Origin of the sequence: Bacillus sp. PS95 (genome assembly GCF_037963565.1) — a bacterium.
Classification (GTDB): domain Bacteria; phylum Bacillota; class Bacilli; order Bacillales; family Bacillaceae; genus Bacillus; species Bacillus subtilis.
Window position 1 is genome coordinate 1,315,350 of record NZ_CP150160.1, and the last position, 26,685, is coordinate 1,342,034.

Sequence of the window (26,685 nt, forward strand, 5' to 3'; positions counted from 1 at the left end):
AGCGGATAGCCTTCTTCATTAAATCAATTTTAAACCGCTGACTAAAATAATGGACGCCATAATAAATTGCAGCGGACGCGGGGAGAATCGAGGCGAAAGATGGCTCCCGATCAGTACGCCGGGAATTGAACCGAGGAGCAGATTAGCTGCCAGCATGTAATCCACGCTTCCGAAGCTTGCGTTCAAAATGCCTGCTGCCGTAACAAGAAGAAAAGCATGCGCGATATCGGTTCCGACAATCTGTGACGCTTTCATGTTAAATAAGTAAATCATAGCGATTGCAAATAATGAGCCGGACCCGATTGATGTTAATCCGACGATAAACCCAAACACAACACCAATAAGAATTGTCAGCGCCCGCTTATTTTCAAGCGGCATCAGCTGCCAGCGGTTGGGACGAAGTTTTCTATCCAAAAACAAACGAACGATGATTGAAATGGCAACCAGCGTTAACACATATCCTAGAGCGTGCTTAATAATTTCTTCCTGATGCTGGTGAAAGGCGGGGAACAAATGCAATATGCCAATGGCTAGCGAAGCACTCGGAATACTGCCGATGGCTAAGTATTTTACCAATTTAAAGTTAATCGTTTTCTGCCGCCAATGGGAGGCAACGCCAAACAGCTTTGTGATCGAGTTATATACAAGATCTGTACCGACCGCGATGGAAGGATTAATTCCAAGCACAATTAAAAGGGGAGTTAATAAGGCCGCTCCACCCACTCCCGTCAATCCGACTAAGGCTCCGACAAACAAACCCATCAATATGATGCTTACACTCATGATAAAGGCCTCCTGAAAACCCGACTATTTTTATCAGATTATATATGATTAGGACGCGTTAATCAATTAAATTTTTTGAATTTTTGCACGTTAGTTGCTTGAAATTTTGGTATGCTCAATATCTCTATTCATTTGCCCTATAATGAGTGTCTGGACGAAATCGAGAAGTACTAAAGGCGCAAAAAAAAGATACCTCTTAACAGGTATCTTTTTTCTTGTTTACGCTACATGCGCTGCTGATAGAAAGGAAGCTCAGTGTGGCCCATTTCCCGCACATACACGAACAGGTTGCCTTTATGGTGAATTTCATGCTCCATTGCAAGCTGAAGCAGCGCGCGGCCTGTGACTTTTCTGCCGAAAGCGGATGTCAGATCAATTTCTCTGTCCAGCTGCTCTTCAGTCAGCTGTTCAAGGATAGCGGCCGTTTTTTCTGTATATGTTTTTGCCAGAACATTGAGATCTGTTTCTGTTTCCTCCTGCTTGTTTTGAAATGGTGAGGCATTGCCTTCCTTAATGACATTTGCGAACAAGTGGAAAGACGTAAGAATGTGTTTGACCAGTTCTTCTGCTGACATTGATGTTTCTGCCGGTTTGTAGCTGTAATGGTCTTTGCTGATTTTTTCGGCAAGCTCATTGGTCACGTTTCGATGGGATAAAAAATGGCTGACAATTTGATTGGATTGGCTCATTATGATCTCCTCCATATGTAAAAATAAATGGTGCAATGAAATCCTATATCAACGGTTATGAATTCACAAGTAATATGCTGTGGGATGAAACAAAATGCTATGTCAATCGTATATATAACGTTCACAAAACATGAAATGGAGTATAAACATGACTAACATACCTTTCATTTATCAGTACGCAGAAAAAGAGAATGAAAGAGCTGCGGCGGGCTACGGCACTTTCGGTTACCTTATCACACGGATTGAAGAAACGCTTTATAATCAATACGGTGTATTCTATGAGCTCTATGCCAGTGATGATCCAAATACGGAATACTGGGAGCTTCTTGTAGAAGATGTCCGCAGCGGTTCATTGGAGCCTGAGCATGTGGCATATATATTTGAAAAGCTTGAAAAGAAAACCTTTGCTTACGATGAAGATGAGAAAGAACCGGATTATACCGTCCATAAGTCTATAAGAAACAGTGTATACGCGTATCCTGAAAAGGGAGTTGCTTTTGCCAGAATTCCATATTTTCAAGATGGGAGCATTATGAGTTTTGATTGTCTGTTTGCGGTTAACGATGAAAAGATGCGTGCATTTCTGGAGGGAGTCAGATCGCGTCTTTGGGAAAAAAGCAAGCGGAAAGTGACCGTGTTTACGGATGGAGATGGAGGCACTTCAAGAGAGCAGGAAGCCATTGTCAGAGAGGTTCAGCGGAGTCAAGTCATCATGAATCCGCTATTGAAAAAAGAGATATACAGATCAATTGATCAGTTTTTTCATAGTGATAAATCGTTTTATCAAACATATGACATCCCTTACAAGCGCGGCATTCTGTTATATGGACCTCCTGGAAACGGAAAGACGACGTTAGTGAAGTCGATCGCAGGCAGTATCGATGCACCTGTTGCTTATTGGCAAATTACTGAATTTACGTCGAGCGAGACAATAGAAGAAGTCTTTCAGGCAGCGAGACGCCTCGCTCCTGCAGTTCTGGTCATCGAGGATATAGATTCGATGCCGGAAGATGTGCGGTCCTTTTTTCTCAATACGCTGGACGGCGCGACATCAAAAGAGGGGCTATTTCTCATCGGTACGACAAACTATCCCGAAGAGATCGATCCAGGTTTGATGAATCGTGCAGGGCGATTTGACCGTGCCTATGAAATCGGGCTTCCGGATGAAGAGCTGCGGCTGGAATATATGAAAATGAGAGGATTTGGCATCTTTTTGAGTGAAGGAGAAATAAAAAACGCCGCAAAACTTACAGAAGGCTTTTCCTTTGCACAGCTGGGAGAATTATATGTATCTTCAGCCCTTCAATGGCACCAAGAAGGGAATCACCATATTGAAACCATGGTGAAAGACATGACAGGAGAGCAAAGAAAAAGCCAGCGGGGAAGCTGGATGGAAAGAAACAAAGTCGGTTTTCACTAAAAGAAAGCACGGGTGTTTGAAAACCCCGTGCTTTTTTGTTGCGGTTAGCCGAAATTCGACAATTGCGGTTATTTTGCGTTCTTCTTTTTCTTGTAAATATGATAAAATATGACATATCTCGGGTAATTCAAAAGGGGGGATTAATTGAGGATGAAGCAGACGATTCCGTCCTCTTATGTCGGGCTTAAAATTAATGAATGGTATACTCATATCCGGCAGTTCCACGTCGCTGAAGCCGAACGGGTCAAGCTCGAAGTAGAAAGAGAAATTGAGGATATGGAAGAAGACCAAGATTTGCTGCTGTATTATTCTTTAATGGAGTTCAGGCATCGTGTCATGCTGGATTACATTAAGCCTTTTGGAGAGGACACGTCGCAGCTAGAGTTTTCAGAATTATTAGAAGACATCGAAGGGAATCAGTACAAGCTGACAGGGCTTCTCGAATATTACTTTAATTTTTTTCGAGGAATGTATGAATTTAAACAGAAGATGTTTGTCAGTGCCATGATGTATTATAAACGGGCAGAAAAGAATCTTGCCCTCGTCTCGGATGATATTGAGAAAGCCGAGTTTGCTTTTAAAATGGCTGAGATTTTTTACAATTTAAAACAAACCTATGTTTCGATGAGCTACGCCGTTCAGGCATTAGAAACATACCAAATGTATGAAACGTACACCGTCCGCAGAATCCAATGTGAATTCGTTATTGCAGGTAATTATGATGATATGCAGTATCCAGAAAGAGCATTGCCCCACTTAGAACTGGCTTTAGATCTTGCAAAGAAAGAAGGCAATCCCCGCCTGATCAGTTCCGCCCTGTATAATCTCGGAAACTGCTATGAGAAAATGGGTGAACTGCAAAAGGCAGCCGAATACTTTGAGAAATCTGTTTCTATTTGCAAGTCGGAAAAGTTCGATAATCTTCCGCATTCTATCTACTCTTTAACACAAGTTCTGTATAAACAAAAAAATGACGCCGAAGCGCAAAAAAAGTATCGTGAAGGATTGGAAATCGCCCGTCAATACAGTGATGAATTATTTGTGGAGCTTTTTCAATTTTTACATGCGTTATACGGAAAAAACATTGACACAGAATCAGTCTCACACACCTTTCAATTTCTTGAAGAACATATGCTGTATCCTTATATTGAAGAGCTGGCGCATGATGCTGCCCAATTCTATATAGAAAACGGACAGCCCGAAAAAGCACTTTCATTTTATGAGAAAATGGTGCACGCACAAAAACAAATCCAGAGAGGAGATTGTTTATATGAAATCTAAATGGATGTCAGGTTTGTTGCTCGTTGCGGTCGGGTTCAGCTTTACTCAGGTGATGGTTCATGCAGGTGAAACAGCAAACACAGAAGGGAAAACATTTCATATTGCGGCACGCAATCAAACATGATGCATAAAAAAAGACCCTTAGGGGTCTTTTTTATTTCTTCAGCTTCCATTCTTTTATCGTCAGCTCAGAAGATCCGCTTGCCACCAGCGGATCCGCATGCCCGATTTCCGCTGCCTCTTCCAGTGAATCTGCTTCGATGACATACGCTCCGCCTGTGGCGTCGCTGAATGGCCCAAACATTTTTAAACGTTTTTCTGCCTGTAAACGATCCAGAAATTCATAGTGCCCAGCCACATGCTCCTGATTAAATTTCTCCGTTCTCATTGTCAGCATTAAATATGTATACATATTCAGACCCTCCGTGAACTTCAGTTTAACATATTTATCCATATTACGGTGTAGATGATAAGAGTTTTTCGTCCTACGAATGCCACCTATTTATGAAAAAAGAAAAGGAGAGATGATAGGTGAGCATTCCAGTAAAGCAAAATTTGGTTTCTGAGGCGAAATACGCGTTGAAGTGTCCTAATGCAATGTCCGCTGAATACATTACCATTCACAACACGGCAAACGATGCGTCAGCGGCCAATGAAATCAGCTATATGATCGGGAACACAAGCTCGACAAGCTTTCATTTTGCAGTCGATGATAAAGAGGTGATTCAAGGTCTGCCGCTTAACCGAAACGCCTGGCACACAGGTGACGGCACAAACGGTCCGGGAAACCGCAAATCAATCGGCGTTGAGATTTGCTACAGCAAATCGGGAGGCCCGAAGTATAAGGCAGCTGAAGCCTTGGCGATTTCATTTGTTGCACAGCTGTTGAAGGAGCGCGGCTGGGGCATCGATCGGGTGAGAAAGCATCAGGACTGGAGCGGAAAGTATTGCCCGCACCGCATTTTATCAGAGGGGCGCTGGGATCAAGTGAAGGCGGCGATTGAAAAGGAATTAAACGGGGGCGTATCAGCGAAAAAAGCTGCAGTCTCTTCTTCGGCGTCTGAATATCATGTAAAAAAAGGCGACACACTGTCAGGGATTGCCGCATCACACGGGGCCAGTGTGAAAACGCTGCAAAGCATAAATCATATCACTGACCCGAACCACATCAAAATCGGACAGGTGATCAAACTGCCTCAGACGGCATCTGCTTCTAAAAGCCATGCCGCATCCTCATATCCGCTCCCATCCGGCGTGATCAAAGTGACAAGCCCGCTGACGAAAGGGACAAAAGTAAAGCAGGTGCAGACCGCTTTAGCCGCTCTTTATTTTTATCCTGATAAAGGAGCGAAAAATCACGGCGTTGACGGTGTTTATGGCCCGAAAACAGCAAATGCAGTGAAGCGTTTTCAGTCTGTCAGCGGTTTAACGGCTGATGGGATTTACGGTCCGAAAACGAAAGCGAAGCTGGAGGAAAAGCTGTAAATGAAAAGACGGAAGCTGTGAAGCTTCCGTCTTTTTGCCTTACATACAAACTGCGGCAAGCACCTTTTGAATATCATAAATGCTTTCATCTTTTTTAAACTGCTTTGAGACGGCGGGAAGTTCTGCGCCAGAGATCCAAATTTTCAGCTCTGAATCAAGGTCAAAGCGGCCGGCGGTTTCCACGCTGTATCTGGAAATGCTTTTGTACGGAATCGATTGATATTCCGTTTTCTTGCCTGTGATTCCCTGTTTATCCACAAGGATAAGCCGCTTGTCAGTAAAGACAATCAAATCGCGAACCAGCTTAAACGCAGCTTCAACCTTCTCACCCTCCAGCAAAATATGGGCAAGCTCTTCTTTCACAGCTGCCGTTGACAGTGTTGACGCATTGCCGAGTAATCCATCAATAAACCCCATCATATACCTCCTCTGCGTATTCTATCAAATCATACTATAAAAAAGGTTTTCATTCATAGATGAGTAGAGTAAACTGGTGCTGACTGGTAAAGGGGGCGTTCAAAATGGAAGATATGTATGACAGCTTTGCGGCCCTTTCTGCTTCTGAGTCGGAGTACCGGATTATTTATGAGGAGAAAAACGGAAGTGAGCTTATCGTCCTCGGTCCTCACGGCGGCAGAATTGAGCCTGGCGTCAGTGAACTGGTGCGGGCATTTTCGGATCGATGTTCCATCTATTTGTTTGAGGGTCTAAAGCAGCGAAACAACCGTTCCTTGCATCTCACTAGCATTCGTTTTGATGAGCCGCTGGCTTTAGAAAAAGTGAATGACCACCATTACGCATTAGCGTTTCACGGGTATTATGATCCGAAAATCCCGCATACATTGGTCGGGGGGGCGGATCGTAAAAAAGCCAAGCTCATTTGTGAGCGTCTGAATGAAGCGGGTTTTAGCGCCGAGCTCACTAATGAGAAAGACCGCCTGGCAGGTGTACACCCAAACAATATTGTCAATCGGACGAAAAGAGAAATGGGACTGCAATTGGAGGTAAGCACGGCACAGCGAAATGCGCTATTCCGCAATTTTGGGTGCCATGATAAAAGCTACATACAAAACGATTTGTTTGATCGATATGTGGAAGCCGTCAAGCTTGGCTTTTATAAATAAAACTAGACGGGACCTGCACGGTTGGCCTATTCCTTCATACGCTGGGGTTGTGCCAAAGTGTGGGGAGGAATGATTCATGTTTTATCATATAAAAGAGCTTCAATATCAAGCAAAGCCAGCTCATCCCGATCCGATTTATGCGAAAAAACTTCAAGAGGTGCTCGGCGGCCAATTCGGTGAAATTAGCGTCATGATGCAGTATTTGTTTCAAGGGTTTAACTGCAGGGCGGATGCTAAGTATAAAGATTTGTTATATGATGTGGGGACCGAAGAGATTGGGCACGTAGAAATGCTGGCAACGATGATTTCCAGACTTCTGGACAATGCACCCGCGGATGTACAGGAGGATGCTTATAAAAGCAATCCCGCTATTGCAGCAGTCATGTCAGGTATGAATCCTCAGCACGCGATTGTGTCCGGATTGGGGGCGATGGCATCAGATAGTGAGGGCTATCCGTGGAATGCAAAATACATTATCTCAAGCGGAAACCTGCTGGCCGATTTTCGCGCTAACTTAAATGCGGAGGCCCAAGGACGCCTTCAGGTGACACGGCTTTATGCCATGACCGATGATCCAGGGGTAAGAGATATGCTGTCATTTTTGATTGCAAGGGATACCTATCATCAAAATATGTGGTACGCGGCCATTAAAGAGCTGGAGGAAAGAGAACGGGATATTGTCGTCCCGACGACGTTTCCGCGTGAGCTCGAAAAGCAGGAAGTCTCCTATGACCTGTTTAACTTTTCCAGGGGGGATGAAAGCTCACAAGGAAGATGGGCACATGGGGAAGCCTTTGACGGCCGGGGTGAATTCAGGTATATCCCGGCTCCGATTGCGTTCGCATCTGCGCCTCATCTTAAACCGGCGCCCATGTGGCTGCATAATACAGTTCCCCCAATGTCGAAATGTTAGGTTCTCTTCTGGGCTGAGGAATATATCCTTAGCCCGTATTTGATCAGATGTTTTTGCCAATATGATATAACGCTTTTTCCTCAGCGACCTGCAAGTGCTGCTGATCGCCTTCCTCGTACGCATGTGGCCGCTTGTGAGATAATAAATAAGCGAGCCGCTTCTGAAATTGAATACCTGCTTTACGCCGTTCAAACATGTCAAGCCTTTTATCAGCAAATTCCTTTGTTACCCGGAATACCGCCGAAATTGTGGCGAGTGCCTGGCTTCTCCATTGCGGCAGTTCCATCTGCAACAGCATAAAGGTTGGCACACAGAAGTGGTACATAAATTGATTTGCCTGGAATTCCTGAAGCTCTCTGAAGAGCTTGTTCATCTGAAAATGATTGCCTGCATGCTTTAACACGTGGCACAGCTCATGGCCAAAATCCTCCCATTGCTCTTCCCGTGACTTTTTTTGGTTCAATACGATACTGTACATGCCGTCGTATTTCACCATCATGCTCCCCATATCCTCAAAATGCACCCAAATATCCAGATCCTTTGCGATTTTCAGCATGTCAATGTGATGAGGGGATGTGATGCCCAGCCGGCCGTATAAATTTTTAACGTATTCCTCCAGATGTGATAAGTAATCGCCCAATTGAATACTCCCTTTCGAACATTTGTTCTGTTTTTAGCGAGAAAGAAAAGCCCGTATAGGACTGGAAAGTAGTGTAGAAATCTTTCCCTTTTCTTTAAAAAATAAACACTTTTTTCTTTATATCGGTCTACTTTTTATATGTTTTAGAGAACAGAGAACGATTTATTTATTTTTCGGTTTGCGGTTTTTCTCTTTTTCTTTTAAATAGTTGATAAATTCGATGGCCTGCTGTTTGCTTTCTGGGGAAAAATCCTGCATATCGCGGTATGCAAGCTGCAGGTCCGGATCTGAGAACATATCGTCATCGGATTTTTTGTCTTTTCCCGTTAATAAGTAATCAGTCGTTACTTGAAAGTAATCAGCCAGCTTTTGGAGTGTGTCGTAATCAGGTTCGCTTCGCCCATTTTCATAGTGGGAATATCGTGCCCGTGACACACCGATGTGTGATGCGATTTCTTCCTGTGTCCTTTTCCCTCTGAGACTCTTCAATCTGCCGCCTATCATACTATGACCTCTCTTTTTTAAACTCCCTAAGTTACTTATGATTATAGATACAATATGTATCAAAATAAAGTTATGATAAAAAAAGTATCAAAAATAACTTGATGATACAGAACGTATCGTTTATACTTGGTAACAGCTGATACAAAATGTATCAAAAAAAGATCAGGAGAGTGATCACATGTATCCGATCCAAATCGTTTTTAGTGAAAATCCCATAGATCAGCGCCATCTCGGACAATCCGGCGGCACCATTTCGTTTACCGCATGCGGCCTTCCGGTGTTTCACTTTGAAACGCAGGAACAGTTTCAAGCATACATGATGTTAAAAGGAGAAGCGGCGTCCAATGAAAAACGATAAAAGCTATCCTTTTCCGACGTATTCAGGGTTATTGAATTCAGAACATTATGACAAAATTGGCCCGGCGCTATGGCTGTTTCTCTGGTTTATCAGCTCAACAACAAAAGAAATCGAAAAAGACGGCGTAAGCTGGGGCATCGTACTCGGCCATAAGCCGTTAAAAGCGAGAGAAATGGCGGCAGTCTTCGGCGTAAGTGAAAAAACCGTCAGAAGATGGCTGGAGCTTCTCGAAAACCATGATTACATAAAGGCCGTCCGTGCGCCATACGGACTGATGATTTCGGTCAAGCATTCCAAAAAATTCAGCTTCAGATCGGACAATACTGTACACGGGAGTCTAAAAGAACGGCCATTTTCGCCGCAGACACCGGACACAAACGACCGTACAGATATAGATAAAACAAACAAATATACTGCTGCTGATGATGCAGTGGATCACATTGCGAAGCGGTTTACACAATTACGGTCGGCTCAAGAAGGACGCACCGTGTATCCTTCCTCAAGAGATTATCAAGCCATCGCCCGCATTGTTGCCATCGGCGTTCCTGTCACGCAAACAATCAAATGGCTTGAAGAATGCTTTCAGGCTTTTGAAAACCGGCGGACCGCCGTTTCAGAAACAATCAAGGCCTTTCGCTACTGCTCGAAATTCATTGAAGACCGATTTTTCGCGCAGCAAGCCAAAAAGAATGCCGCAATTCAGCATGAGAGGATGAAAAAACATGACAAAACGAACAATCGAACAGATTTTGGACGAGCTGAGAAGAGGGAGACGTCCATTACTGGCGGACAATCCGGCCGAATCAGACGCAAGCAGGTATGATTGCCTGCGCTGCAAGGATCAGGGAGGTTATCTCGTCAGGCAGAATGGCCTGGAAGTCTGGACGATGTGCAGCTGCATGGCAGAACGAAAAGTGAAGCGGCTGCTGGGTGCAAGTGAGATTACCCACGCTTTCAGACAGCTCGGCTTCAAGGAATTCCGCACGGAGGGAAAGCCGCAGGCTATAAAAGACGCATTTGAGTGTACAAAAGAGTATGTTGCCGATTATGAACAAATCAAGGATTGCCGAAAAAACAGCATTGCCCTTTTAGGACAGCCTGGATCAGGGAAAACACACCTTTTGACTGCCGCTGCCAACGAATTAATGAGAACATGCTATGTGCCTGTCATTTATTTTCCGTTCGTGGAAGGCTTTACTGATCTGAAAAATGATTTTGCCCTATTAGAAGCGAAGCTGAACCGGATGAAGCAGGCGGATGTGCTGTTCATTGATGATCTGTTTAAACCGGTTAACGGCAAACCCCGCGCTACAGATTGGCAATTAGAGCAAATGTATTCGGTACTCAATTATCGCTACTTAAATCATAAACCGATTTTGCTTTCTAGCGAGCTGACAATTGAAGCACTTGTACGGGTTGATGAAGCGCTCGGCACGAGAATCTATGAGATGTGCAGTGACTATCTAGTGATTATCAAAGGAGCAGCCTACGAGCTTAACCATAGATTGGAGGGCGTCAGATAATGTGCAAGCTTTGTCAAACAAAGAAAGTCATTGTGGAACATACCGGTATTGGAGTCGTTTTTCATCCATGTCCGAACTGCCGGTCCGGCACTGACTTAACGCCTGTCATTCAAAAGCTGGAGCAAATGCTGACAGCGGGAAAAGCGCGGCTGAATATCTATGATTAAACAGCTGACTGCTCTAATCACTTTGCTGTTTCGGGCAAAGCGAACAGAAAAAAACATTGAACAATGGTATAAGGACGACGGGAAGTGAAAGTGTTGGAAAAAACAAAACAGACAGAGAAAAGCCCTGCGCCGTGGCGTGCTGTCCCGTGCGGGGATACGAAACCGATCTATATTTATTCAGCTTACAGTGAAGAAGAAAAAGAAAGATTCCCATATTCAAACGGACGGCTGATTGCCGCTGTATTTGACCTTAGCTCTTATTCGCAAAAAAGCAATGCCGCTTTGATGGCCGCTGCGCCTGAATTGCTGGAAGCGTCTAAAGCAGCGCTTGATTTTCTGAAGGGGAATTCTGTTCATTCAAAGGAGCGTATCATTCAGCTATTAGAAAAAGCTGAAGCAAGCGCTGCACCGAAAAGGGGAGGAAATAAAACATGATTCATCCTAAAAAACTGCTGCATATCGATTCCGTCACGCTTAAGAGCCAGCTGGAGGACGGGAAAATCCGTGTCATTATTGTGGATGGCATCAAGCAAGAAGCATGGATCACAGAAGCGCCCGAGCATGGAAAAACGCTCGTCGAAACAAGAAAGGGCGACCTTGCCCGAGTGGAATTTGAAATCGGCTACAAATTAAATTAAAGCGAAAACAGAATACGTCCAAGACGGAAAGCCTGCGGACACTGATCAACTGCACAGCATTTGTGCGTTGATTGGTGTCCGTTTTTTATTTGCCAAAAATGAGGAGGATCATAGAATGCAAGACTTACTATTTGAATATAAACGAACGCTCAAACAAACAAGAAACCAATATAAACCGCTCGCTGAGGCAGATGAATCCGTGCTCTCAGCTGAAGAGCTGAAGGATAAAAAAATCATTAGAAATATGATTACTGATCTTGAATATGTAACAGAGTGGCTTGAAAAAGGAAGGCAGCCCGGCATCAGACGGGCGATTGACCGGCGTGATGCCTACCAGCGGCTGATGATCAAGGACCCGAGAATCATCGAATCATTTTCCAGCGCTATGATGTTTGAGCCGGACGGACAGGTATCAGAAGAAGACAGAGAGAGAATTCGAGAAGCATTAGCCCTGTTAACGGACAGAGAAAAGGAAATGTTTTTGCTGCATAAGGTAGAATGTTTTTCTTATGAACGGATCGCCGATCTTCTCGGCGTGAAAAAATCGACAGTGCAAACGACGATTAAACGGGCGAGTTTAAAGATGCAAAGACAGCAGGAAGACATGAATCGATCACTTGCCTGAAAGCTTGTCATACGTTTGCCACCTATAAGTGAATAGAGCATGACACATAAGCGGCTGGCTGATCAGCCGCTTTTATGAATAAACAACCATGCTGGAGGTGGCGGTGATGCCGTAGCATGAAAACACAACAGCGCGAACAAGCATTAGCAATCTATCAACAACATCAAGGAAAGATCACAAATCGGGCGATTGCGGACACAATCGGTGTTTCCGCGAAAACAATCGGCATCTGGAAAAAACAAGACAAATGGAAAGAGGCGCTGTTTTCTGCGTCCAAAAACGAACAAAAACAGCGCCCTATAAACAACGATGAATTAAATGAACGCCAGCGGCTGTTTTGCCTGTATTACGTCAAAAGCTTCAATGCCACACAGTCAGCAATCAAAGCGGGCTATTCTCCGGACAGCGCTCATGTGACGGGCAGCCGGCTCTTAAAAAACGAAAAGGTCGCTGCTGAAATCAGACGCATTAAAAAAGAAATGGTCAATGAGATGTTTATTGAAGCGATGGATGTGCTGCAGGTTTATATCAAGATCGCGTTTGCGGATATTACGGACTATGTGACCTTCGGAAAAAAAGAGGTCCAGGCTGTCGGGAAATCGGGTCCGCTGTTTGATGAAGATGATAATCCGATTATGAAGGAAATCAGCTTTGTCGATGTCAAAGACTCCGGGCTCGTTGATGGCACCATTGTAACGGAAGCAAAGCTTGGGAAAGAAGGCATTGCCATCAAGCTTGCAGATAAAATGAAGGCGCTTGAGAAGCTATCCTTATATTTTGATTTGTTTCCAGATCAATTTAAACAAAAAATTGAAAATGAGAAGTTGAAGCTTGCCAAACAAAAAGCGGAGAAAACAGATGACAGCCAAGAGCCGATTGAAATTATGATCAAACGAAAAGAGGGCAAGTCATGATTGTAAAAGAAATCAACCCTCATTTCGAAGATTACGTGTTCAATTGGGAGCAGACGTACCAATTTCTCGTCGGCGGCTACGGCTCATCCAAAAGCTATCATACCGCATTGAAAATCGTGCTAAAGCTGCTGAAGGAAAAACGGACGGCCCTTGTGATCCGGGAGGTGTTCGATACCCATCGGGATTCGACCTTCGCCTTGTTTCAAGAGGTGATCGAAGAGCTCGGTCTCACAAAGGCTGTGGCATCTCTTTCTTCCCCGCTGCAGCTACGATTTCACAATGGCAGCCGGATCATGTTCAAAGGAATGGACAATCCGGCAAAATTAAAATCGGTTCATAATATTTCATTAATATGGATTGAAGAGTGCTCAGAGGTGAAGTATGAGGGGTTCAAGGAATTAATCGGACGTCTTCGCCATCCTGAGCTGAAGCTTCATATGATCTGTACCACCAATCCCGTCGGCACCTCCAATTGGACGTACAGGCATTTTTTTCGGGACGAACGCAATAAACGGTTTGTGCTGGATGACAGCGAACTTTACGAAAAGCGGACAATTGTGAAGGGAGATACGTATTACCATCATTCCACCGCTAACGACAATCTTTTTCTCCCGGAAAGCTATGTGAAACAGCTTGACGGACTTAAGGAGTATGATCCTGACCTGTACCGGATTGCCCGAAAAGGCCGATTCGGCGTCAATGGGATCAGGGTGCTGCCGCAGTTCGAGGTACTCCCGCATGATCAAGTGAAAAAATGTATCGCAGCCATCAGCAAGCCAATCTTTCGTACAGGCATGGATTTTGGATTCGAGGAATCCTATAATGCTGTCGTCCGGCTTGCTGTAGATACTGAAAAAAAATACCTCTACATTTATTGGGAGTATTATCAAAACAAAATGACAGATGACAGGACGGCTGAGGAGCTGCGTGAGTTTATTGAGACACAGGAATTGATCAAAGCCGACTCGGCTGAGCCGAAAAGCATTCAATATTTCCGCCAGCAGGGCTTTCGGATGGTTGGAGCCAGAAAGTTTCCCGGCTCCAGGCTTCAATATACCAAAAAGGTAAAACGGTTCAAAAAAATCTTCTGTTCGGACCGCTGTGAAAATGTCATCTATGAGCTCAAGACACTTACGTATGCCAAAGATAAAAACGGAGCTCTGATTGAGGATGAATTCACGATTGACCCGCATACGCTTTCTGCCATTTGGTATGCGCTTGACGATTATGAGGTTGCTGATATGAAAGAGACAGCACACAAACGAATCCGGCCGAACCGAGAAAGGAGGAGGTCATAAATCATGCACAATCAAACAGTCAGAGCAACTGTATTTAAAGCCAATGCCGCCGCTCCTCAGACAAAGCAAATCTATGAAGATGACTTTTCTGAGCTGTACGGAGAGGACATTATCGCTCCGCCCTACAATATCATCGAGCTCAAAACCATTGCCGAATACTCGACCATTCTTCAGCAATGCATTGATGCGTACAGAGTGAATATTACAGGCTTTGGATTCGATGTTGAGTACACATTTGATGTCAACGCAAGTGATGTCGATCAGGCAAAAAAGAAAAGAGCGGAAAAAGACTGGGCCAGACTCGAAGCCTTTTATAAATGTCTTCACTTTGATGAATCAGCTGAAATGATTTTAGGCTATGCCATCGAAGACAGAGAAAAAACAGGCAACGGATTTATGGAAGTGCTTCGCGACGGGGCGGGAAAACCTGCCGGCATCGAATATTTAGATGTGAAATATATGCGTGTATGCGGAGCTGGCGAGCCTGTTGAGGTCTCATTTATATATGAAGAAAACGGGAAAATGAAAAGGATCAAAAGGCAAAAACGCTTCCGAAAATATGTGCAGATGATTAATGGAAAGAAAGTATTTTTTAAAGAATACGGCGATCCGCGAAAAATGGATATGCGTACAGGTGAATATGTAAACACATTGGCAGAGAAGTATCAAGCAAATGAAGCCATTCACCTCAAAATCGGAAGCGGCGTATACGGTGTACCCCGCTGGATCGGCAATATTGTCAATTTATACGGGGCCCGAAAAGCAGAAGAGCTCAATTTTATGTATTTTAAGCAGGGGCGTCACGTCCCCGCTGCGATTACAGTGGAAAACGGGATGCTGTCTGAAGCTTCTTACCGGGAACTGCAGGAATACATGAATGATCTTGAAGGTGTGGAAAACGCCCATAAATTTCTCCTGATCGAAGCAGAAGGAATCGCAAAAGAAAAGGATCTCCACGGAGGCGAGGATATTACGCCGGTTTCCGTGGAAATCAAATCCTTGGCGGAAATTCTCCAAAACGACGCCCTGTTTCTTGAATACGATGAAAAAAGCAGAAATAAGCTGCGTTCCGCGTTCCGTCTCCCGCCGCTGTATACAGGCGAGGCCCAGGAATATAACCGGGCGACAGCTGATACTGCTAGAAAAATTACGGAGGAGCAGGTTTTTCAGCCGGAGCGAAAAACGCTCGTGAATAAACTGAACACGCTGCTTTTGCCGGAGCTGAATATCCATGACGTCAGGCTGACATTAAAAGGACCGGACTTTCGTGATCCGCTTGAGATTGCGAAGGTGCTCGGTCCTTTTATTACAGCCGGAGCAGTCTCGCCGAATGATTTACGCGACCTTGCCGGACGGGTGCTTGGAAAAACACTTGAGGAGTGGCCGGAGGACATTTATAAACGGCCTGCAGGACAGGATGCGGAAAAGACAAACCTGACTGCGCTCATGCAGGAGTTGAAAGAAAGCATCGAAGATATCAAAACGTCCTGAAGGGAGGTGAATCAAGCAGGTGGCGCGAGAATTAAGAAATGCCAAAATCAGCTTTGTCAGTTATGTAGACAAGGCGGCTAACCAGACAGAATTTTTCTTTACGAAGTCAGCCGAACCTCCGTCATTTGAAAAAAAGGTTCGGCTGTTTACAAAAAGTGAGCAGGATGAACAAAAGCTCGTGTACGGAATCGTGTATGAGCCTGATGTTCCTGATGCCCACGGCGATTTTATGACCGCCGAGGAAATTGAAAAAGCGGCGCACGGTTTTCTCGCGGAGGCACGGGAGATTGATATCAATCACAGCTTTGAGGGCGGAACCGGCGTCGTGGTCGAGTCCTATGTGGCGCCCGATGATTTTATGATCGGGTCAAAGCGGATTACAAAGGGCTCATGGGTGCTCGTGACAAGAGCGTCAGACGAGGTGTGGGAACAGATCAAGGCTGGAATCATCACTGGCTACAGCATGGCGGGCACTGCAGATGTATATGAGGAAGAACCGGTTGAAAAAGCGGGATTCTTCAGTGTATTCAAGCAAATGCTTGCTGACAAAACAGGGAAGGAGACTGAAGAAATGAGAAAAGAAGACATGAAAGAATCATTCGAGCATGCGCTTTACCCTCTGCTCAAACGGCTTGAGCGGATTGAAAAAAACACAGACACGGAGGAAAAGCCGGAGCAGACGGGTGATGACGAGCGTCTGAAAAAGCTCGTTGAAGACATGCTTGCCCCGCTGATCGAACGCATCGAGGCTTTGGAAAAAGCGCGAGGCGCGTCTAAGCAGACAGCGGACGATACGGGCGGCAATACAGAGCAAGTCAAAAAATCAATCTGGAGCGGACTGCTGTAAAACCAGTCAAGGAGGAGGAAATCAATTGAGAAATCAAGAGATCATTCGGAAAGCGGAAATGTCGCTTTCTGCTTTAAAAAGCGGCGGGCTAATGAACCCTTCGCAAGCATCGGCTTTTATCCGCATGGTGCAAAACACGCCGACCATTTTCAGTGAATCCCGCGTGATTCAAATGGAAAACGATTCGCAAAAATTTGAAAAAATCGGCTTCGGCCAGCGTATTCTGCGGGCTGCGCAAGAAGGAAAAGCACTGTCAAACGACGAGCTGACAGTTCCGACGACAAGCACGGTCCAGCTGAACACGAAGGAAGTCATTGCGGAAATCAACATTACGTATGACACACTTGAAAACAATATTGAAAAAGACGGCTTGCAGCAGACGATCATGCAAATTTTAGCAGAGCGCGCAGCAGTTGATATTGAAGAGCTGATCGTTAACGGCGATACAGCATCAGCTGATCCGTATCTGGCGCAGCTGGACGGCATCCGCAAACAGGCGGTTTCCCATATCGTTGACATGAACGGTGAAGAACTGTCCAGAGCGACATTCAAGAAAGGCTTAAAGGCAGTTCCGCCAAAATATTTGCGCATCCCTCAGGAATTCAGATTCTATACGTCTCACGGCCTAGAAGTTGAATGGAAGGACCGCGTGGCAGACCGCCAGACAAACCTTGGGGACCAGGCTGTTCAGGGCGGCTTGTCAACAGCATTCGGCGTGCCGGTCAAAGGGGTATCCAATATTCAGCCGTACACAGTCGGTGAGGGAGACGCGCAATATGACGCTTCTGATATCATTCTCACACATCCGAAAAATATCATTCTCGGCTTCTCCCGCAATATCCGAATTGAAGTCGACAAAGACATCCGCTCCCGTAAGTTCATCATTGTCTTAACGGCCAAGCTGGACAGCAAGTTCGAAGAAGAGGATGCCTGCGCGAAATTAATTAACGTAAAAGAATAATAGAAACGAGGTGGTCAGCTCATGCTCATTGAACCGACTGACGTAGCCTCCTATTCGGTCTATGATCGGGTGAAAAACAGGCCGGAAGAGCTGCTGGCGCAGGATATCATCGAGGCGGAGGCAGAAGCGGCTCTCCTCACGGGCCACCGCTTTGAAGACAGCTTGTATGATCCGCTGCCCGGCAAGGTGAAGCTGGCTTTAGTAAAGCTTGCCCAGTATTTTGCGCTTGTCAACAGCGATGAATCTGCCTCATCAAGCTATCAGTCTGAGAAAATGGGGGATTATTCCTACACGGTTTCCGGAGAAGGCGGGATTCAGCGGCCTGAGGTGTATCATTTGCTCGAAGAGTTTATCAAGCCGGGCTACGTCCCTGAATCCTCCAGACTGAAGGTGAGATCTTTATGAGCTACAAGCAGATGCTCATTCACCGCTGCGATATTTATCATGAAGCAGCGCAAGCGCCGTCTGCAGGCCGATTTGGGATTCCGGCAGACAGGCTGCAGCCGGTGATTTCATATCCGGAGACACCCGATGAACAAGATGTCCCTTGTTATTTTACCGAAAAAACGCAGCAGCTGATTCAGGAGGAGCCGGATCAAACTGTATATCATAGCTTTCTCGTCCATTTTCCGTTGTCAGCGGACATCCGCGTGAACGATAAAATCATTTGGGAGAATCATAAATATATATTAAAGCTGCCGAAAAGGATCAGGCATCATCATTGGGAGGTCGTCGCAGTCAGGGATGAAAGCCTATGAAAATAGCGGGATTGAAACAGCTGAACACGGCATTAAAAGAAGCGGCTTCAGGCGGTTTTTCCAGACAGGCGTCCCGGTGGTTTGAGGAGTGCGGGCAAGATTTTCTGGAGATCGTCCAATCTGAACTCATCAGCACACAAACGATTGATACAGAAAAACTGCTCAGTTCCTTTGAGAAAGGCGCAGAGGACAATCTCTGGATTGTGCAAAGCGGCGGGCTTTCGCTTGAGGTGGGGACACAGCTTGATTACGCCTCATTTCTTAATGACGGCCATTGGACGTCAAAACAAGATGTGAGATGGGTGCCGGGGCGTTTTCAAGGCTCACGGTTTATTTATGATCCAGCGGCTTCAACGGGAATGGCGCTCAAGAGAAAATGGATACCGGGCACGAGCTACTGGGATCATGCACTGCTTTTATATGAACAGCTGTTTGAAAAATCGCTGGAAAGCAAACTGCGCCAGTGGCTGAAGAAGCTGTAAAGGAGGAGCAGGATGAACAGTGAAACAGGATCGATCATGGCGTTTTTGTACAGCCGGTTGTCTGTTCCCATTTATGAACGCGAGCTTCCTGATCACTTTCAGGTGCCGTCGTTATATGTCCCGCCACCATCTGTTTTCGAGGAAACAGATACGCTCTCCACATTTAAAAAAACCTACAGTCTCAATGTAAAACTGTTTCATCTGGACTCCGTTCAGGCGCTGGATGAAGCGGACAGGCTCGCGGATGCCATCAGAGAAGCGAGAAATATGATTCCGCTGCTGAGTGAATCCGGCGAGAAGACGGGGGATATGGTTCGCATCTCCCAAATCGAGACAAGGGTAGGGGACAGGGGCGAGGCGGCCATGGTGATCAGGTGGAGCAGCCGATATTATTATCACAAAACAGAACAGCCTGTCTTACAGGATATCGACATGAACAGCGGGGTGAAATAAACGGTGTCAAAGGACAAACAACAGAAGAAGGCTGTACATACAAAGAGCCGGGAAGCTCTATTTGATACAGCGGATTTGATTAAGCACGCGAAGGAACTGTTCGGCGTTAAGCCGGATATTCTTCAGGGGGCTTTATTTGGCGTGGATCAACCACGTATGACGAAATCAGAAGCCTACCAATTGATTCAAACATTTCTAACCAAGGAGGTCATGTCATCATGAATGGCGGAACATTTACAACAGGCAAAGAAAAAGAACGTGCAGGCATTTATTTTAACTTTAAAACGACGGCACAGGAGCGGGTATCACTCAGTGAACGGGGAACAGTCGCACTTCCGGTCGCATCAAGCTGGGGCGAAGCGAAAACGTTCGTCTCCATTTCCAGTGTTGAAGACCTAAACAAAAAAGTGGGCCTCAGCATCGATGACCCGTCTTTATTGCTGCTGCGTGAAGCGAAGAAAAATGCGAAAACGGTATTGATGTACCGTCTAACCGAAGGTGTCCGAGCGTCTGCTGATATTGCTGAAGGCGTCAAAGCAACTGCAGTATATGGCGGAACAAAAGGAAATGACATTATCATCCGCATCAATCAAAATGTGCTGGATGCTAATTCTTTCGATGTGACAACATATATGGACGAATCAGAGGTTGATAAACAGACTGTCAAAAAGGCTGAAGAATTAACAGCTAACGGCTATGTCACTTTTACCGGAACAGGCGATCTTTCTTCAACGATTCCTCTCACTGGATCAGAAGGAGACACTGCAGCTGAGACGCTGAATGCATCCGCGGGAATCCGTTTATCTGGCGGTACGGATAAAGCCCCTGTCAACTCCGACTATACAGATTTCTTAGCCGCGGCTGAAACGGAGAGCTTTGATGTGATTGCGCTGCCTGTTGCAGAAGGTGACCAGTTGAAGGCGACGTTTGCTGCTTTCATTAAACGCCTGCGCGACGGCCAAGGACAAAAAGTGCAAGGCGTCACAGCCAATTATGCCGGTGATTATGAAGGCATCATCAACGTAACCGAGGGTGTGCTGCTTGAAGATGGCACGGAAGTTACACCCGACAAAGCAACAGCTTGGGTTGCTGGAGCGAGTGCAGGAGCAACCTTTAACCAATCACTTACATTTGTAGAGTACGAAGGCGCCGTTGATGTGTTACACCGCCTTGACCACGATACGATTGTTGAACGTCTGGGCAAAGGTGAATTATTATTCACATTCGACGCCCGCGATAAATCCGTCAGTGTAGAAAAGGATATTAACTCACTCGTGACGTTCACAGCTGAGAAAAACAAGAAATTTGCGAAAAACAAAATCGTTCGTGTCCTGGATGCTGTGAATAATGATTTAACACGCGAGCTGAAAGCCTTAATTAAATCAAGAAAAGGCAGCGGAAGCGATATCCCGGCATCTGAAGACGGACTGCAGTATGTAAAAACGATGATCACGCAATACATGACAACACTTCAGGATGCAGGCGGCATCACTGGCTTTGATTCCGATGAAGATATCACAATTTCAATGAATGAAGATCGTGACGGCTTCTTGATTGACCTGGCTGTACAGCCTGTCGATGCAGCAGAAAAATTCTACTTTAATGTGGAGGTAAACTAATATGGCATTAAAAGCACAAAACACAATCTCAGGAAAAGAAGGCCGCTTATTTCTCGATGGTGAGGAAATGGCGCATATCAAAACATTTGAAGCAAACGTCGAGAAAAACAAGTCTGAAGTCAACATTATGGGCCGCCGCATGACAGGCCATAAAACAACAGGAGCAAATGGAACAGGGACCGCGACGTTCTACAAAGTCACATCAAAATTCGTGATCCTGATGATGGACTATGTCAAAAAAGGCAGCGACCCTTATTTCACACTTCAAGCTGTGCTGGATGATCAATCCTCAGGCCGGGGCACAGAGCGAGTCACGCTGTACGACGTCAACTTTGACTCTGCCAAAATCGCAAGCCTTGATGTCGATTCAGAAGCGTTAGAGGAAGAAGTTCCATTTACATTCGAAGACTTCGACGTCCCTGAAAAGCTATCTGACACGTTTTAATAAAAGCTGAATCAGCCCATACACAGACCTTTCTCAGAAAGGTCTGTTTTTTTACAAGATGAAACCAAACAATAGACAAGGGAGTTTTTTACATGAGCGAGAAGAACGAAAACGTATATGATCTTTCCTTTTTTATGCCGGGAAAAACAATTGAAGCTGAGGAAATCAAAGTGCCGATCTCAAAGCGTTTTGTTGATAAAAAAGGGAATGTCATTCCGTTTATTTTAAAACCAATTACTACTGAACGGATTGATGAATTAGAGAAAGAAAACACCACATTTAAAAATGTGAAAGGCCGCGGCCGCGTCAAAGATTTAGACTCCCAGCGCTTTTATGCGAGAATTGCCATTGAATCTACTATTTATCCTGATTTTCGTTCAAAAGATTTAAGGGAAGCATACAAAACTGCGGATCCGGTAGAAGTTGCCAAACGTGTATTATCTGTTGGGGGAGAGTATGCGAACTGGCTGAATAAAGCAATTGAAATCAATGGTTTTGAAGATGATCTTGAAGATCTAGAAGAAGAAGCAAAAAACTAGTAAAGGATGGCGATAAGGAAGCTGTGTATTTGTACTATGCAATGCATGAGCTTCATTACTCGCCATCCCAACTTCTTGAATTATATGAAGCACCAAAACATTTTAAAGCTCTTTTATTTGGGTTGATAGGTTATAAGCTAGATCTATTAGAAAAAGAATCAAGGAGAGGAGGGAACTAATATCGCAAAATTAACAGCCCGTTTTGATCTCGAAGACAAGGTATCTAAAAAACTAAAACGGATACATAAAGGATTCCAAGAGGTCGAAAAAAAAGTCAAAACCATTAATCGGCAAATCAAAATCAGTATCAGAGCGGAAGATCAGGCATTTTACCGGCTGAGAAAAATAAACGACTATATCATTTTAAAATTCGCGAAATCGCTTGAAATTAAAGTTGTACTTGATGACCAAGTCACTTCAAAGCTTGAAGAAATTGAAAGAAAACTTAAACGGCTGCCGAAAGAAACGAAGCTGACTGTCTCTTTGGTAGACCGGACAGCAGCTGCGTATAAAAAAATAAAGAAGATGCTATCTAATCAAAAGCTATCATTCCTTTTGATTCCAGATGACAAGGTTACTTCTACAGTTAAAAGGATTATCGGTTATATTAAGAAAAATTTGAAAAACGGATACACAGTCAAACTAAAGGTCATCGATGAAATCACCAAAACAGTTAATCGATTAACAGCCCTTCTAAGGAAATTTGAAAAAACCTATTATGTAAAAGTGGTTGTTAAGACAAAAATATCAGACAAAATCAATAAAAAAGAAAGCCCGATTAACAAAGAAACTTCTAAGAAAGAATCAGATAAATCCTCAGATAAAGGCTCTGATAAAAGCTCAGATCAAAAACCTGGATGGGTCGGAAAAATAAAAGGCTGGCTGAAGGATTGGTGGACAAAATCAGCTTGGCCTTGGATTAAAGATACACTCAATGAAATAGGCAAAGCTTTTTTGGATCGTTTCAAAGAGAGATTGATAGAAAAGCTGAAAAATGATGTGTTTGATAAGATCATTGATAAAATTCTAGGACCACAAAAAAAGGACGATTCTGGTGAAAATTCTGACACAGATAAAAAAGTCCTTAACCGTAATACAGGAGGAAATTGTTGCTGTGACTGCTGTGAAGGCGGCGGCCTCAATCCGAGCACTAAAAATAAAAAAACCTATAGAAAAAAGAAAAGTCCCACAAAGGCTCCAAACAGAACACTCAAGGTTCCTGGAGAGGTGATAAGAAGACGCCAAAGCGGCACACCTGCTGAAAGTGCACCTAGGACCTCGGGTTCCAAGTTAAAGAACTGGCTTGGAGGCTTAAAATCGCTAGGGAAGGATTCATCCAAACTAGGAAAAGCGTTCAGAGGAATGGGAAAGGCTGTTCCATACGTAGGATCTGCTTTAGCAGTGTTTGATTTAGCTGGAATCAATAAAGATAATGCTGGCGAAAAGGTTGGTTCAATCGGAGGACGCATTGCCGGAGCGGAAGCTGGTGCAACAGCCGGAGCGGAAGCTGGTGCAACGATTGGATCTTTCGTTGGTCCGGAAGGTACAGCAATCGGCGGGGCAATCGGCGGAATTGGCGGCGGATTAGTAGGCGGAATCGGCGGCGAAGAAGCAGGTAAGAACATTGGTAAGATGTTTGATACTTCTCAAATCAAAGAGAACATTTCAAATACATTATTTAATGGTGATTGGTGGAATGAAAAATGGACAGGTGTTAAAACAACAACGAGTGATACTCTCGGAGGCCTTAGTGATACGTGGACTAATATAAAAGATACAGCTTCTACTACTTTTTTTGACTCAAATTGGTGGGCTGAAAAAGCTGGTTATGCATACGGTACATTAGAGTCTACGCTTTTCAACAGTGATTGGTGGGGCGGAAAATGGGAATCGGTAAAAGGTTGGACACAGGAAAAATGGGATCAAGCTTCCTCTGTATGGAACTCTGTTAAATCAAAAGTAAAAGAAACAGTCTTTAATAAAGATTGGTGGTCCGGTAAGTGGGAAGGCGTTAAGAGCTGGGCTCAAGAAAAATGGAACGGTGCCGTTTCTGTTTGGGAATCAATTAAGTCGAAAGTAAAAGAAACAGTCTTTAATAAAGATTGGTGGTCCGGTAAGTGGGAAGGTGTTAAAGGCTGGACAAAGGAAAAATGGGAAAATACAAAGTCACTTTGGAAAAAATTCAAATCTACACTTGAGGACAGCCTATTTAATAAAGACTGGTGGTCTGGAAAATGGGATTCAGTAAAAGAGTGGGGAAAAAATATATTAGGAGATTCTTGGGATGCAATAAAGTCTACAGGCGGGAAGGTAGTAAAAACTGCTCAAAAATTGGGCGGCGGAGTGAAGTCTTGGGTTCAAGAAAAGGTAGAGCATTTTCAAAATGGACGAGAGAAAGCTCACAGAGACTTTGGAATGAAAACTGATAAAAACGCCTCAGGTGGTTTTATTACGAAACCAACTATTTCTTGGATCGGTGAAGCGGGTAAGGAATTTGTCATTCCAGTCGACAACAATCGCGGCCGCGGCAAAATGCTGTTAGCGCAAGCCGCATCGAAATTGGGCATGCATGTGGTCGATGATATGGCATCAGCCTCTACACTTTCAGGTGGTACAGCTCTAAACACTGTTGGCAGCCATTCTGCTTCAATGTCACCTTCTATTAACACATCTAGCCTTAACGGACAAGCTTCAGACCTCGGACAGCAATTTTCAGAGGGCTTTGACAAGGGAATAAGTAACCAACCTGTCAAAATGGAAGACTGGAAAAAGAAAAACATCAATACGCCATTTACACAAATGATTTCTGCTTCACCAAATTACGGTAAACAAATGGTAAGCGGGTATGCCAAGGGCCAAAACGGCACTGCAACCGGAACGGACGGCTTTTTGCAATCAAAAGTTAAAACGCCGTACCAAGCCACTGTGAACAAATCGTCTTCATGGGGCACAGGAACGGTCAAAGGCTTTGCGCAAGGACAAAACTCAACCCAAACAGGGACTGCACAGTATGTGAGTACACATGTTGACAAACCGTTCTTGCGTTCAAAAGACACATCTAACAGCTGGGGTTCAGGCATGGTCGAAAACTTTGTGACAGGCATGAATTCTAAATCCAGTGAAGTAAAACAAGCAGCAAAGGATATGGCCAAGAGAGTGGAGCAGGCTTTCCGTGAAGAATTAGATATCCATTCGCCTTCTCGAGTCATGATGAGCTTGGGGCGTTTTGCCTCTGTCGGTGTTGTAAAAGGACTGGATTCTGTCGATGTGAAAAAATATGCTGAAAAGCAAGCTGGATCACTGGCAGCTGCTTATTCCGGAATGGATGCAGTAGGTGGAAATGTGAAGCAGTGGCTTATGGCTGCAATGATGGCCACAAAAACACCATTGAGCTGGCTCTCGGGATTAATGACGATTGCACAGTATGAATCAGGGGGCAACCCGAACTCTATTAACCTGTGGGATAGCAACGCGAAGGCGGGAAATCCATCACAAGGACTCATGCAGACAGTTCCGACCACATTTAATGCTCATAAAGCACCGGGCATGGGTAACATTAGAAATCCGATTCACAACGCTGCTGCCGCGATCGGCTATATCAAAAGCAGATACGGCTCAATTGATAATGTACCTGGCATTAAAAGCCTGAAACGTGGCGGTCCTTATGTCGGTTATGCAAACGGCGGGCTGATCACGAAAGAACAAATTGCCCGTGTCGGTGAAGGAAACAAGCGGGAATGGATCATCCCAGAGGAACGGGGCATCCGCGGTCGCTACCTTCTTCAGAGAGCGGCACAGGCTCTTGGTATGGAAGTGACAGATCCGTCTCAATCCCAGCAGTCTGAGCTTTCTTCAGGACAAGTTTCAGCTGTTACCTCGGCTAGCCGGCCGACTGCAACGGTTTCCGGATCAAAAGAGATTTATATTCAATTTAACGGAGACCAGCACTTCCATAATGGACAGGACGCTGAAAGCCTTGCAGCGAAAATCAAGCAGGCGCTTATAGACGAACTGCAAAAGGATATCAATATTGGAACGAAGGGAGTCGTTGCATTTGACTAAATCCGTATATGAATTTTGGATTTCACAAGGGAAGGACAAGCTGCGGCTCCCCGTTCTTCCCGACCAGCTGAGTATTTCAAATACAGTTCAGAATGAGACGGTTAAAGTAGCCAAGTTCGGTGACCTTACATTTATTGACGAGCAGGGAGCGAAAGAAATTTCGTTCTCTTCTTTTTTTCCGAAGAAATACAGTCCGATAGCAGAATATCAAAACTTCCCGTCGCCGGAAAATGCGATAACAAAAATTGAAAAATGGATGAAGGCCAAAAAACCGGTTCAGTTTTTGATTACGGGAACTAAAGTGAATTTAACATGCAGTATTGAAGGTTTTTCCTATAGCGAAGGCCAGCAGGATATAGGTGATCGTTCCTTTGATATTCAATTAAAAGAATACAAAACCGCTTCCCCGCGGAAAATCAAGCAGAAGAAAAAAACAAAGGCAAAACGTCCGTCGAAGGCTGCGCCGAAGACGTACACAGTCAAAAAGGGAGACACGCTATGGGACATTGCAGGCAGATTTTACGGGAACAGCAACCAATGGCGCAAAATTTGGAACGCCAATAAAACAGCAATGATCAAACGAAGCAAACGGAACATCAGGCAGCCGGGCCACTGGATTTTTCCCGGCCAAAAATTAAAGATACCGCAATGAAACAGGTGATGTAT

At 44.7% G+C, this 26,685-nt stretch carries 35 protein-coding genes; 29 read left to right on the forward strand and 6 right to left on the reverse strand.

What is annotated here, in order from left to right:
• Window positions 1-18 precede the first annotated feature (18 nt).
• Window positions 19-783: a sulfite exporter TauE/SafE family protein gene (locus NSQ12_RS06990; RefSeq protein WP_003245643.1), complete on the reverse strand. Its 765-nt coding sequence runs from the start codon at window positions 781-783 to the stop codon at window positions 19-21.
• A 224-nt stretch (window positions 784-1,007) separates the two neighbouring features.
• Window positions 1,008-1,472: a DinB family protein gene (locus tag NSQ12_RS06995; RefSeq protein ID WP_014479541.1), complete on the reverse strand. Its 465-nt coding sequence runs from the start codon at window positions 1,470-1,472 to the stop codon at window positions 1,008-1,010.
• 148 nt (window positions 1,473-1,620) lie between these two features.
• Here NSQ12_RS06995 and yjoB point away from each other — a divergent pair, with 148 nt between their 5' ends.
• From yjoB to phrA, 3 genes are all read left to right on the forward strand, one after another.
• Window positions 1,621-2,892 carry an ATPase YjoB gene (gene yjoB, locus NSQ12_RS07000; protein ID WP_160221516.1) on the forward strand — a complete coding sequence of 424 codons (1,272 nt, stop codon included), beginning with the start codon at window positions 1,621-1,623 and terminating at the stop codon, window positions 2,890-2,892.
• Between the two features lie 144 nt (window positions 2,893-3,036).
• Entirely contained in the window at window positions 3,037-4,173 is a 1,137-nt protein-coding gene (rapA, locus tag NSQ12_RS07005; protein ID WP_015252291.1) for a response regulator aspartate phosphatase RapA, read from the forward strand.
• Entirely contained in the window at window positions 4,163-4,297 is a 135-nt protein-coding gene (gene phrA / locus NSQ12_RS07010) for a phosphatase RapA inhibitor PhrA (protein WP_003245487.1), read from the forward strand. The genes rapA and phrA overlap by 11 nt, the downstream gene beginning before the upstream one ends.
• A 30-nt stretch (window positions 4,298-4,327) precedes the next feature.
• Here phrA and NSQ12_RS07015 read toward each other — a convergent pair whose 3' ends face one another.
• Window positions 4,328-4,585: a YciI family protein gene (locus tag NSQ12_RS07015; protein ID WP_003232731.1), complete on the reverse strand. Its 258-nt coding sequence runs from the start codon at window positions 4,583-4,585 to the stop codon at window positions 4,328-4,330.
• Between the two features lie 119 nt (window positions 4,586-4,704).
• Between NSQ12_RS07015 and NSQ12_RS07020 the strand changes: the two genes are divergently transcribed.
• Window positions 4,705-5,658: an N-acetylmuramoyl-L-alanine amidase gene (locus NSQ12_RS07020; protein WP_339176335.1), complete on the forward strand. Its 954-nt coding sequence runs from the start codon at window positions 4,705-4,707 to the stop codon at window positions 5,656-5,658.
• Between the two features lie 39 nt (window positions 5,659-5,697).
• Here NSQ12_RS07020 and NSQ12_RS07025 read toward each other — a convergent pair whose 3' ends face one another.
• On the reverse strand, window positions 5,698-6,075 hold the full coding sequence (locus tag NSQ12_RS07025) for a PH domain-containing protein (RefSeq protein WP_339176337.1): 378 nt from the start codon (window positions 6,073-6,075) through the stop codon (window positions 5,698-5,700).
• Window positions 6,076-6,179: 104 nt separating this feature from the next.
• Between NSQ12_RS07025 and NSQ12_RS07030 the strand changes: the two genes are divergently transcribed.
• Together NSQ12_RS07030 and NSQ12_RS07035 are read left to right on the forward strand one after the other, a co-directional pair.
• Window positions 6,180-6,782: a poly-gamma-glutamate hydrolase family protein gene (locus NSQ12_RS07030; RefSeq protein WP_305090519.1), complete on the forward strand. Its 603-nt coding sequence runs from the start codon at window positions 6,180-6,182 to the stop codon at window positions 6,780-6,782.
• Between the two features lie 76 nt (window positions 6,783-6,858).
• Complete coding sequence (locus tag NSQ12_RS07035; RefSeq protein ID WP_339176340.1) at window positions 6,859-7,695, forward strand: manganese catalase family protein; 837 nt, start codon at window positions 6,859-6,861, stop codon at window positions 7,693-7,695.
• A 43-nt stretch (window positions 7,696-7,738) separates the two neighbouring features.
• Here NSQ12_RS07035 and NSQ12_RS07040 read toward each other — a convergent pair whose 3' ends face one another.
• Both NSQ12_RS07040 and xre read right to left on the reverse strand, forming a co-directional pair.
• Window positions 7,739-8,335 (reverse strand): ImmA/IrrE family metallo-endopeptidase, encoded by a 597-nt coding sequence (locus NSQ12_RS07040; protein WP_024572596.1) that lies wholly within the window; start codon window positions 8,333-8,335, stop codon window positions 7,739-7,741.
• 162 nt (window positions 8,336-8,497) lie between these two features.
• Complete coding sequence (gene xre / locus NSQ12_RS07045) at window positions 8,498-8,839, reverse strand: HTH-type transcriptional regulator Xre (protein ID WP_003232719.1); 342 nt, start codon at window positions 8,837-8,839, stop codon at window positions 8,498-8,500.
• Window positions 8,840-9,017: 178 nt separating this feature from the next.
• Here xre and NSQ12_RS07050 point away from each other — a divergent pair, with 178 nt between their 5' ends.
• The 23 genes from NSQ12_RS07050 to NSQ12_RS07160 all read left to right on the forward strand — a co-directional run bounded on the left by NSQ12_RS07050 (window position 9,018) and on the right by NSQ12_RS07160 (window position 26,671).
• The gene (locus NSQ12_RS07050) at window positions 9,018-9,197 is read left to right on the forward strand and encodes a hypothetical protein (RefSeq protein WP_015715728.1); all 180 of its coding nucleotides are present in this window, start codon (window positions 9,018-9,020) and stop codon (window positions 9,195-9,197) included.
• Window positions 9,184-10,020, forward strand: coding sequence for a phage portal protein (locus NSQ12_RS07055; RefSeq protein ID WP_339176343.1), 837 nt, complete (start codon window positions 9,184-9,186; stop codon window positions 10,018-10,020). The genes NSQ12_RS07050 and NSQ12_RS07055 overlap by 14 nt, the downstream gene beginning before the upstream one ends.
• Window positions 9,920-10,720, forward strand: a complete 801-nt coding sequence (locus tag NSQ12_RS07060) for an ATP-binding protein (protein ID WP_339176345.1) — start codon at window positions 9,920-9,922, stop codon at window positions 10,718-10,720. Before NSQ12_RS07055 ends, NSQ12_RS07060 begins: the two co-directional genes overlap by 101 nt.
• Entirely contained in the window at window positions 10,720-10,887 is a 168-nt protein-coding gene (locus tag NSQ12_RS07065; protein ID WP_003245588.1) for a hypothetical protein, read from the forward strand. Before NSQ12_RS07060 ends, NSQ12_RS07065 begins: the two co-directional genes overlap by 1 nt.
• Window positions 10,888-10,971: 84 nt before the next feature.
• The gene (gene xkdD, locus NSQ12_RS07070) at window positions 10,972-11,322 is read left to right on the forward strand and encodes a phage-like element PBSX protein XkdD (protein ID WP_038828721.1); all 351 of its coding nucleotides are present in this window, start codon (window positions 10,972-10,974) and stop codon (window positions 11,320-11,322) included.
• Window positions 11,319-11,525 carry a phage-like element PBSX protein XtrA gene (gene xtrA, locus NSQ12_RS07075; protein ID WP_003244900.1) on the forward strand — a complete coding sequence of 69 codons (207 nt, stop codon included), beginning with the start codon at window positions 11,319-11,321 and terminating at the stop codon, window positions 11,523-11,525. The genes xkdD and xtrA overlap by 4 nt, the downstream gene beginning before the upstream one ends.
• 115 nt (window positions 11,526-11,640) lie before the next feature.
• The gene (locus tag NSQ12_RS07080) at window positions 11,641-12,150 is read left to right on the forward strand and encodes a sigma-70 family RNA polymerase sigma factor (protein WP_033885237.1); all 510 of its coding nucleotides are present in this window, start codon (window positions 11,641-11,643) and stop codon (window positions 12,148-12,150) included.
• A gap of 116 nt (window positions 12,151-12,266) precedes the next feature.
• Window positions 12,267-13,064 (forward strand): phage terminase small subunit, encoded by a 798-nt coding sequence (gene xtmA, locus NSQ12_RS07085; protein WP_129137601.1) that lies wholly within the window; start codon window positions 12,267-12,269, stop codon window positions 13,062-13,064.
• Entirely contained in the window at window positions 13,061-14,362 is a 1,302-nt protein-coding gene (locus NSQ12_RS07090; RefSeq protein ID WP_217011478.1) for a PBSX family phage terminase large subunit, read from the forward strand. The genes xtmA and NSQ12_RS07090 overlap by 4 nt, the downstream gene beginning before the upstream one ends.
• Window positions 14,363-14,365: 3 nt before the next feature.
• Window positions 14,366-15,853, forward strand: a complete 1,488-nt coding sequence (locus NSQ12_RS07095) for a phage portal protein (protein WP_029317667.1) — start codon at window positions 14,366-14,368, stop codon at window positions 15,851-15,853.
• A 19-nt stretch (window positions 15,854-15,872) separates the two neighbouring features.
• Window positions 15,873-16,700 (forward strand): XkdF-like putative serine protease domain-containing protein, encoded by an 828-nt coding sequence (locus NSQ12_RS07100; protein WP_003245836.1) that lies wholly within the window; start codon window positions 15,873-15,875, stop codon window positions 16,698-16,700.
• Between the two features lie 25 nt (window positions 16,701-16,725).
• Complete coding sequence (locus tag NSQ12_RS07105) at window positions 16,726-17,661, forward strand: phage major capsid protein (protein WP_024572591.1); 936 nt, start codon at window positions 16,726-16,728, stop codon at window positions 17,659-17,661.
• A 21-nt stretch (window positions 17,662-17,682) separates the two neighbouring features.
• Entirely contained in the window at window positions 17,683-18,066 is a 384-nt protein-coding gene (locus NSQ12_RS07110) for a DUF3199 family protein (protein ID WP_326147492.1), read from the forward strand.
• The gene (locus NSQ12_RS07115; RefSeq protein WP_213414430.1) at window positions 18,063-18,419 is read left to right on the forward strand and encodes a YqbH/XkdH family protein; all 357 of its coding nucleotides are present in this window, start codon (window positions 18,063-18,065) and stop codon (window positions 18,417-18,419) included. The genes NSQ12_RS07110 and NSQ12_RS07115 overlap by 4 nt, the downstream gene beginning before the upstream one ends.
• Window positions 18,416-18,901, forward strand: a complete 486-nt coding sequence (locus NSQ12_RS07120; protein ID WP_339176353.1) for an HK97 gp10 family phage protein — start codon at window positions 18,416-18,418, stop codon at window positions 18,899-18,901. Before NSQ12_RS07115 ends, NSQ12_RS07120 begins: the two co-directional genes overlap by 4 nt.
• 12 nt (window positions 18,902-18,913) lie before the next feature.
• Window positions 18,914-19,354 (forward strand): phage portal protein, encoded by a 441-nt coding sequence (locus NSQ12_RS07125; protein WP_339176355.1) that lies wholly within the window; start codon window positions 18,914-18,916, stop codon window positions 19,352-19,354.
• A gap of 3 nt (window positions 19,355-19,357) precedes the next feature.
• Window positions 19,358-19,576: a hypothetical protein gene (locus NSQ12_RS07130; protein WP_339176357.1), complete on the forward strand. Its 219-nt coding sequence runs from the start codon at window positions 19,358-19,360 to the stop codon at window positions 19,574-19,576.
• Window positions 19,573-20,973 (forward strand): phage tail sheath family protein, encoded by a 1,401-nt coding sequence (locus NSQ12_RS07135; protein ID WP_339176359.1) that lies wholly within the window; start codon window positions 19,573-19,575, stop codon window positions 20,971-20,973. The genes NSQ12_RS07130 and NSQ12_RS07135 overlap by 4 nt, the downstream gene beginning before the upstream one ends.
• 1 nt (window position 20,974) lies before the next feature.
• The gene (locus tag NSQ12_RS07140; RefSeq protein ID WP_003239114.1) at window positions 20,975-21,418 is read left to right on the forward strand and encodes a phage tail tube protein; all 444 of its coding nucleotides are present in this window, start codon (window positions 20,975-20,977) and stop codon (window positions 21,416-21,418) included.
• A gap of 92 nt (window positions 21,419-21,510) precedes the next feature.
• Window positions 21,511-21,957, forward strand: a complete 447-nt coding sequence (locus NSQ12_RS07145) for a phage-like element PBSX protein XkdN (protein ID WP_003232676.1) — start codon at window positions 21,511-21,513, stop codon at window positions 21,955-21,957.
• A gap of 29 nt (window positions 21,958-21,986) precedes the next feature.
• A complete protein-coding gene (locus NSQ12_RS07150) occupies window positions 21,987-22,136 on the forward strand; it encodes a hypothetical protein (RefSeq protein WP_003239113.1) in 150 nt (49 codons plus the stop codon).
• Between the two features lies 1 nt (window position 22,137).
• Window positions 22,138-26,019, forward strand: coding sequence for a transglycosylase SLT domain-containing protein (locus NSQ12_RS07155; RefSeq protein ID WP_339176670.1), 3,882 nt, complete (start codon window positions 22,138-22,140; stop codon window positions 26,017-26,019).
• Window positions 26,012-26,671 carry a LysM peptidoglycan-binding domain-containing protein gene (locus tag NSQ12_RS07160; protein WP_217024195.1) on the forward strand — a complete coding sequence of 220 codons (660 nt, stop codon included), beginning with the start codon at window positions 26,012-26,014 and terminating at the stop codon, window positions 26,669-26,671. Before NSQ12_RS07155 ends, NSQ12_RS07160 begins: the two co-directional genes overlap by 8 nt.
• Window positions 26,672-26,685: the final 14 nt, after the last annotated feature.

What these genes read in the sequence shown, in the direction of transcription:
- NSQ12_RS06990 (WP_003245643.1), bottom strand. Translation starts at nt 783, where the DNA reads ATGAGTGTAAGCATCATATTGATGGGTTTGTTTGTCGGAGCCTTAGTC.
- NSQ12_RS06995 (WP_014479541.1), bottom strand. Translation starts at nt 1,472, where the DNA reads ATGAGCCAATCCAATCAAATTGTCAGCCATTTTTTATCCCATCGAAAC.
- yjoB (WP_160221516.1), top strand. Translation starts at nt 1,621, where the DNA reads ATGACTAACATACCTTTCATTTATCAGTACGCAGAAAAAGAGAATGAA.
- phrA (WP_003245487.1), top strand. Translation starts at nt 4,163, where the DNA reads ATGAAATCTAAATGGATGTCAGGTTTGTTGCTCGTTGCGGTCGGGTTC.
- NSQ12_RS07015 (WP_003232731.1), bottom strand. Translation starts at nt 4,585, where the DNA reads ATGTATACATATTTAATGCTGACAATGAGAACGGAGAAATTTAATCAG.
- NSQ12_RS07025 (WP_339176337.1), bottom strand. Translation starts at nt 6,075, where the DNA reads ATGGGGTTTATTGATGGATTACTCGGCAATGCGTCAACACTGTCAACG.
- NSQ12_RS07030 (WP_305090519.1), top strand. Translation starts at nt 6,180, where the DNA reads ATGGAAGATATGTATGACAGCTTTGCGGCCCTTTCTGCTTCTGAGTCG.
- NSQ12_RS07035 (WP_339176340.1), top strand. Translation starts at nt 6,859, where the DNA reads ATGTTTTATCATATAAAAGAGCTTCAATATCAAGCAAAGCCAGCTCAT.
- xre (WP_003232719.1), bottom strand. Translation starts at nt 8,839, where the DNA reads ATGATAGGCGGCAGATTGAAGAGTCTCAGAGGGAAAAGGACACAGGAA.
- NSQ12_RS07050 (WP_015715728.1), top strand. Translation starts at nt 9,018, where the DNA reads ATGTATCCGATCCAAATCGTTTTTAGTGAAAATCCCATAGATCAGCGC.
- NSQ12_RS07055 (WP_339176343.1), top strand. Translation starts at nt 9,184, where the DNA reads ATGAAAAACGATAAAAGCTATCCTTTTCCGACGTATTCAGGGTTATTG.
- NSQ12_RS07060 (WP_339176345.1), top strand. Translation starts at nt 9,920, where the DNA reads ATGACAAAACGAACAATCGAACAGATTTTGGACGAGCTGAGAAGAGGG.
- NSQ12_RS07065 (WP_003245588.1), top strand. Translation starts at nt 10,720, where the DNA reads ATGTGCAAGCTTTGTCAAACAAAGAAAGTCATTGTGGAACATACCGGT.
- xtrA (WP_003244900.1), top strand. Translation starts at nt 11,319, where the DNA reads ATGATTCATCCTAAAAAACTGCTGCATATCGATTCCGTCACGCTTAAG.
- NSQ12_RS07080 (WP_033885237.1), top strand. Translation starts at nt 11,641, where the DNA reads ATGCAAGACTTACTATTTGAATATAAACGAACGCTCAAACAAACAAGA.
- xtmA (WP_129137601.1), top strand. Translation starts at nt 12,267, where the DNA reads ATGAAAACACAACAGCGCGAACAAGCATTAGCAATCTATCAACAACAT.
- NSQ12_RS07090 (WP_217011478.1), top strand. Translation starts at nt 13,061, where the DNA reads ATGATTGTAAAAGAAATCAACCCTCATTTCGAAGATTACGTGTTCAAT.
- NSQ12_RS07095 (WP_029317667.1), top strand. Translation starts at nt 14,366, where the DNA reads ATGCACAATCAAACAGTCAGAGCAACTGTATTTAAAGCCAATGCCGCC.
- NSQ12_RS07110 (WP_326147492.1), top strand. Translation starts at nt 17,683, where the DNA reads ATGCTCATTGAACCGACTGACGTAGCCTCCTATTCGGTCTATGATCGG.
- NSQ12_RS07115 (WP_213414430.1), top strand. Translation starts at nt 18,063, where the DNA reads ATGAGCTACAAGCAGATGCTCATTCACCGCTGCGATATTTATCATGAA.
- NSQ12_RS07120 (WP_339176353.1), top strand. Translation starts at nt 18,416, where the DNA reads ATGAAAATAGCGGGATTGAAACAGCTGAACACGGCATTAAAAGAAGCG.
- NSQ12_RS07125 (WP_339176355.1), top strand. Translation starts at nt 18,914, where the DNA reads ATGAACAGTGAAACAGGATCGATCATGGCGTTTTTGTACAGCCGGTTG.
- NSQ12_RS07135 (WP_339176359.1), top strand. Translation starts at nt 19,573, where the DNA reads ATGAATGGCGGAACATTTACAACAGGCAAAGAAAAAGAACGTGCAGGC.
- NSQ12_RS07140 (WP_003239114.1), top strand. Translation starts at nt 20,975, where the DNA reads ATGGCATTAAAAGCACAAAACACAATCTCAGGAAAAGAAGGCCGCTTA.
- NSQ12_RS07145 (WP_003232676.1), top strand. Translation starts at nt 21,511, where the DNA reads ATGAGCGAGAAGAACGAAAACGTATATGATCTTTCCTTTTTTATGCCG.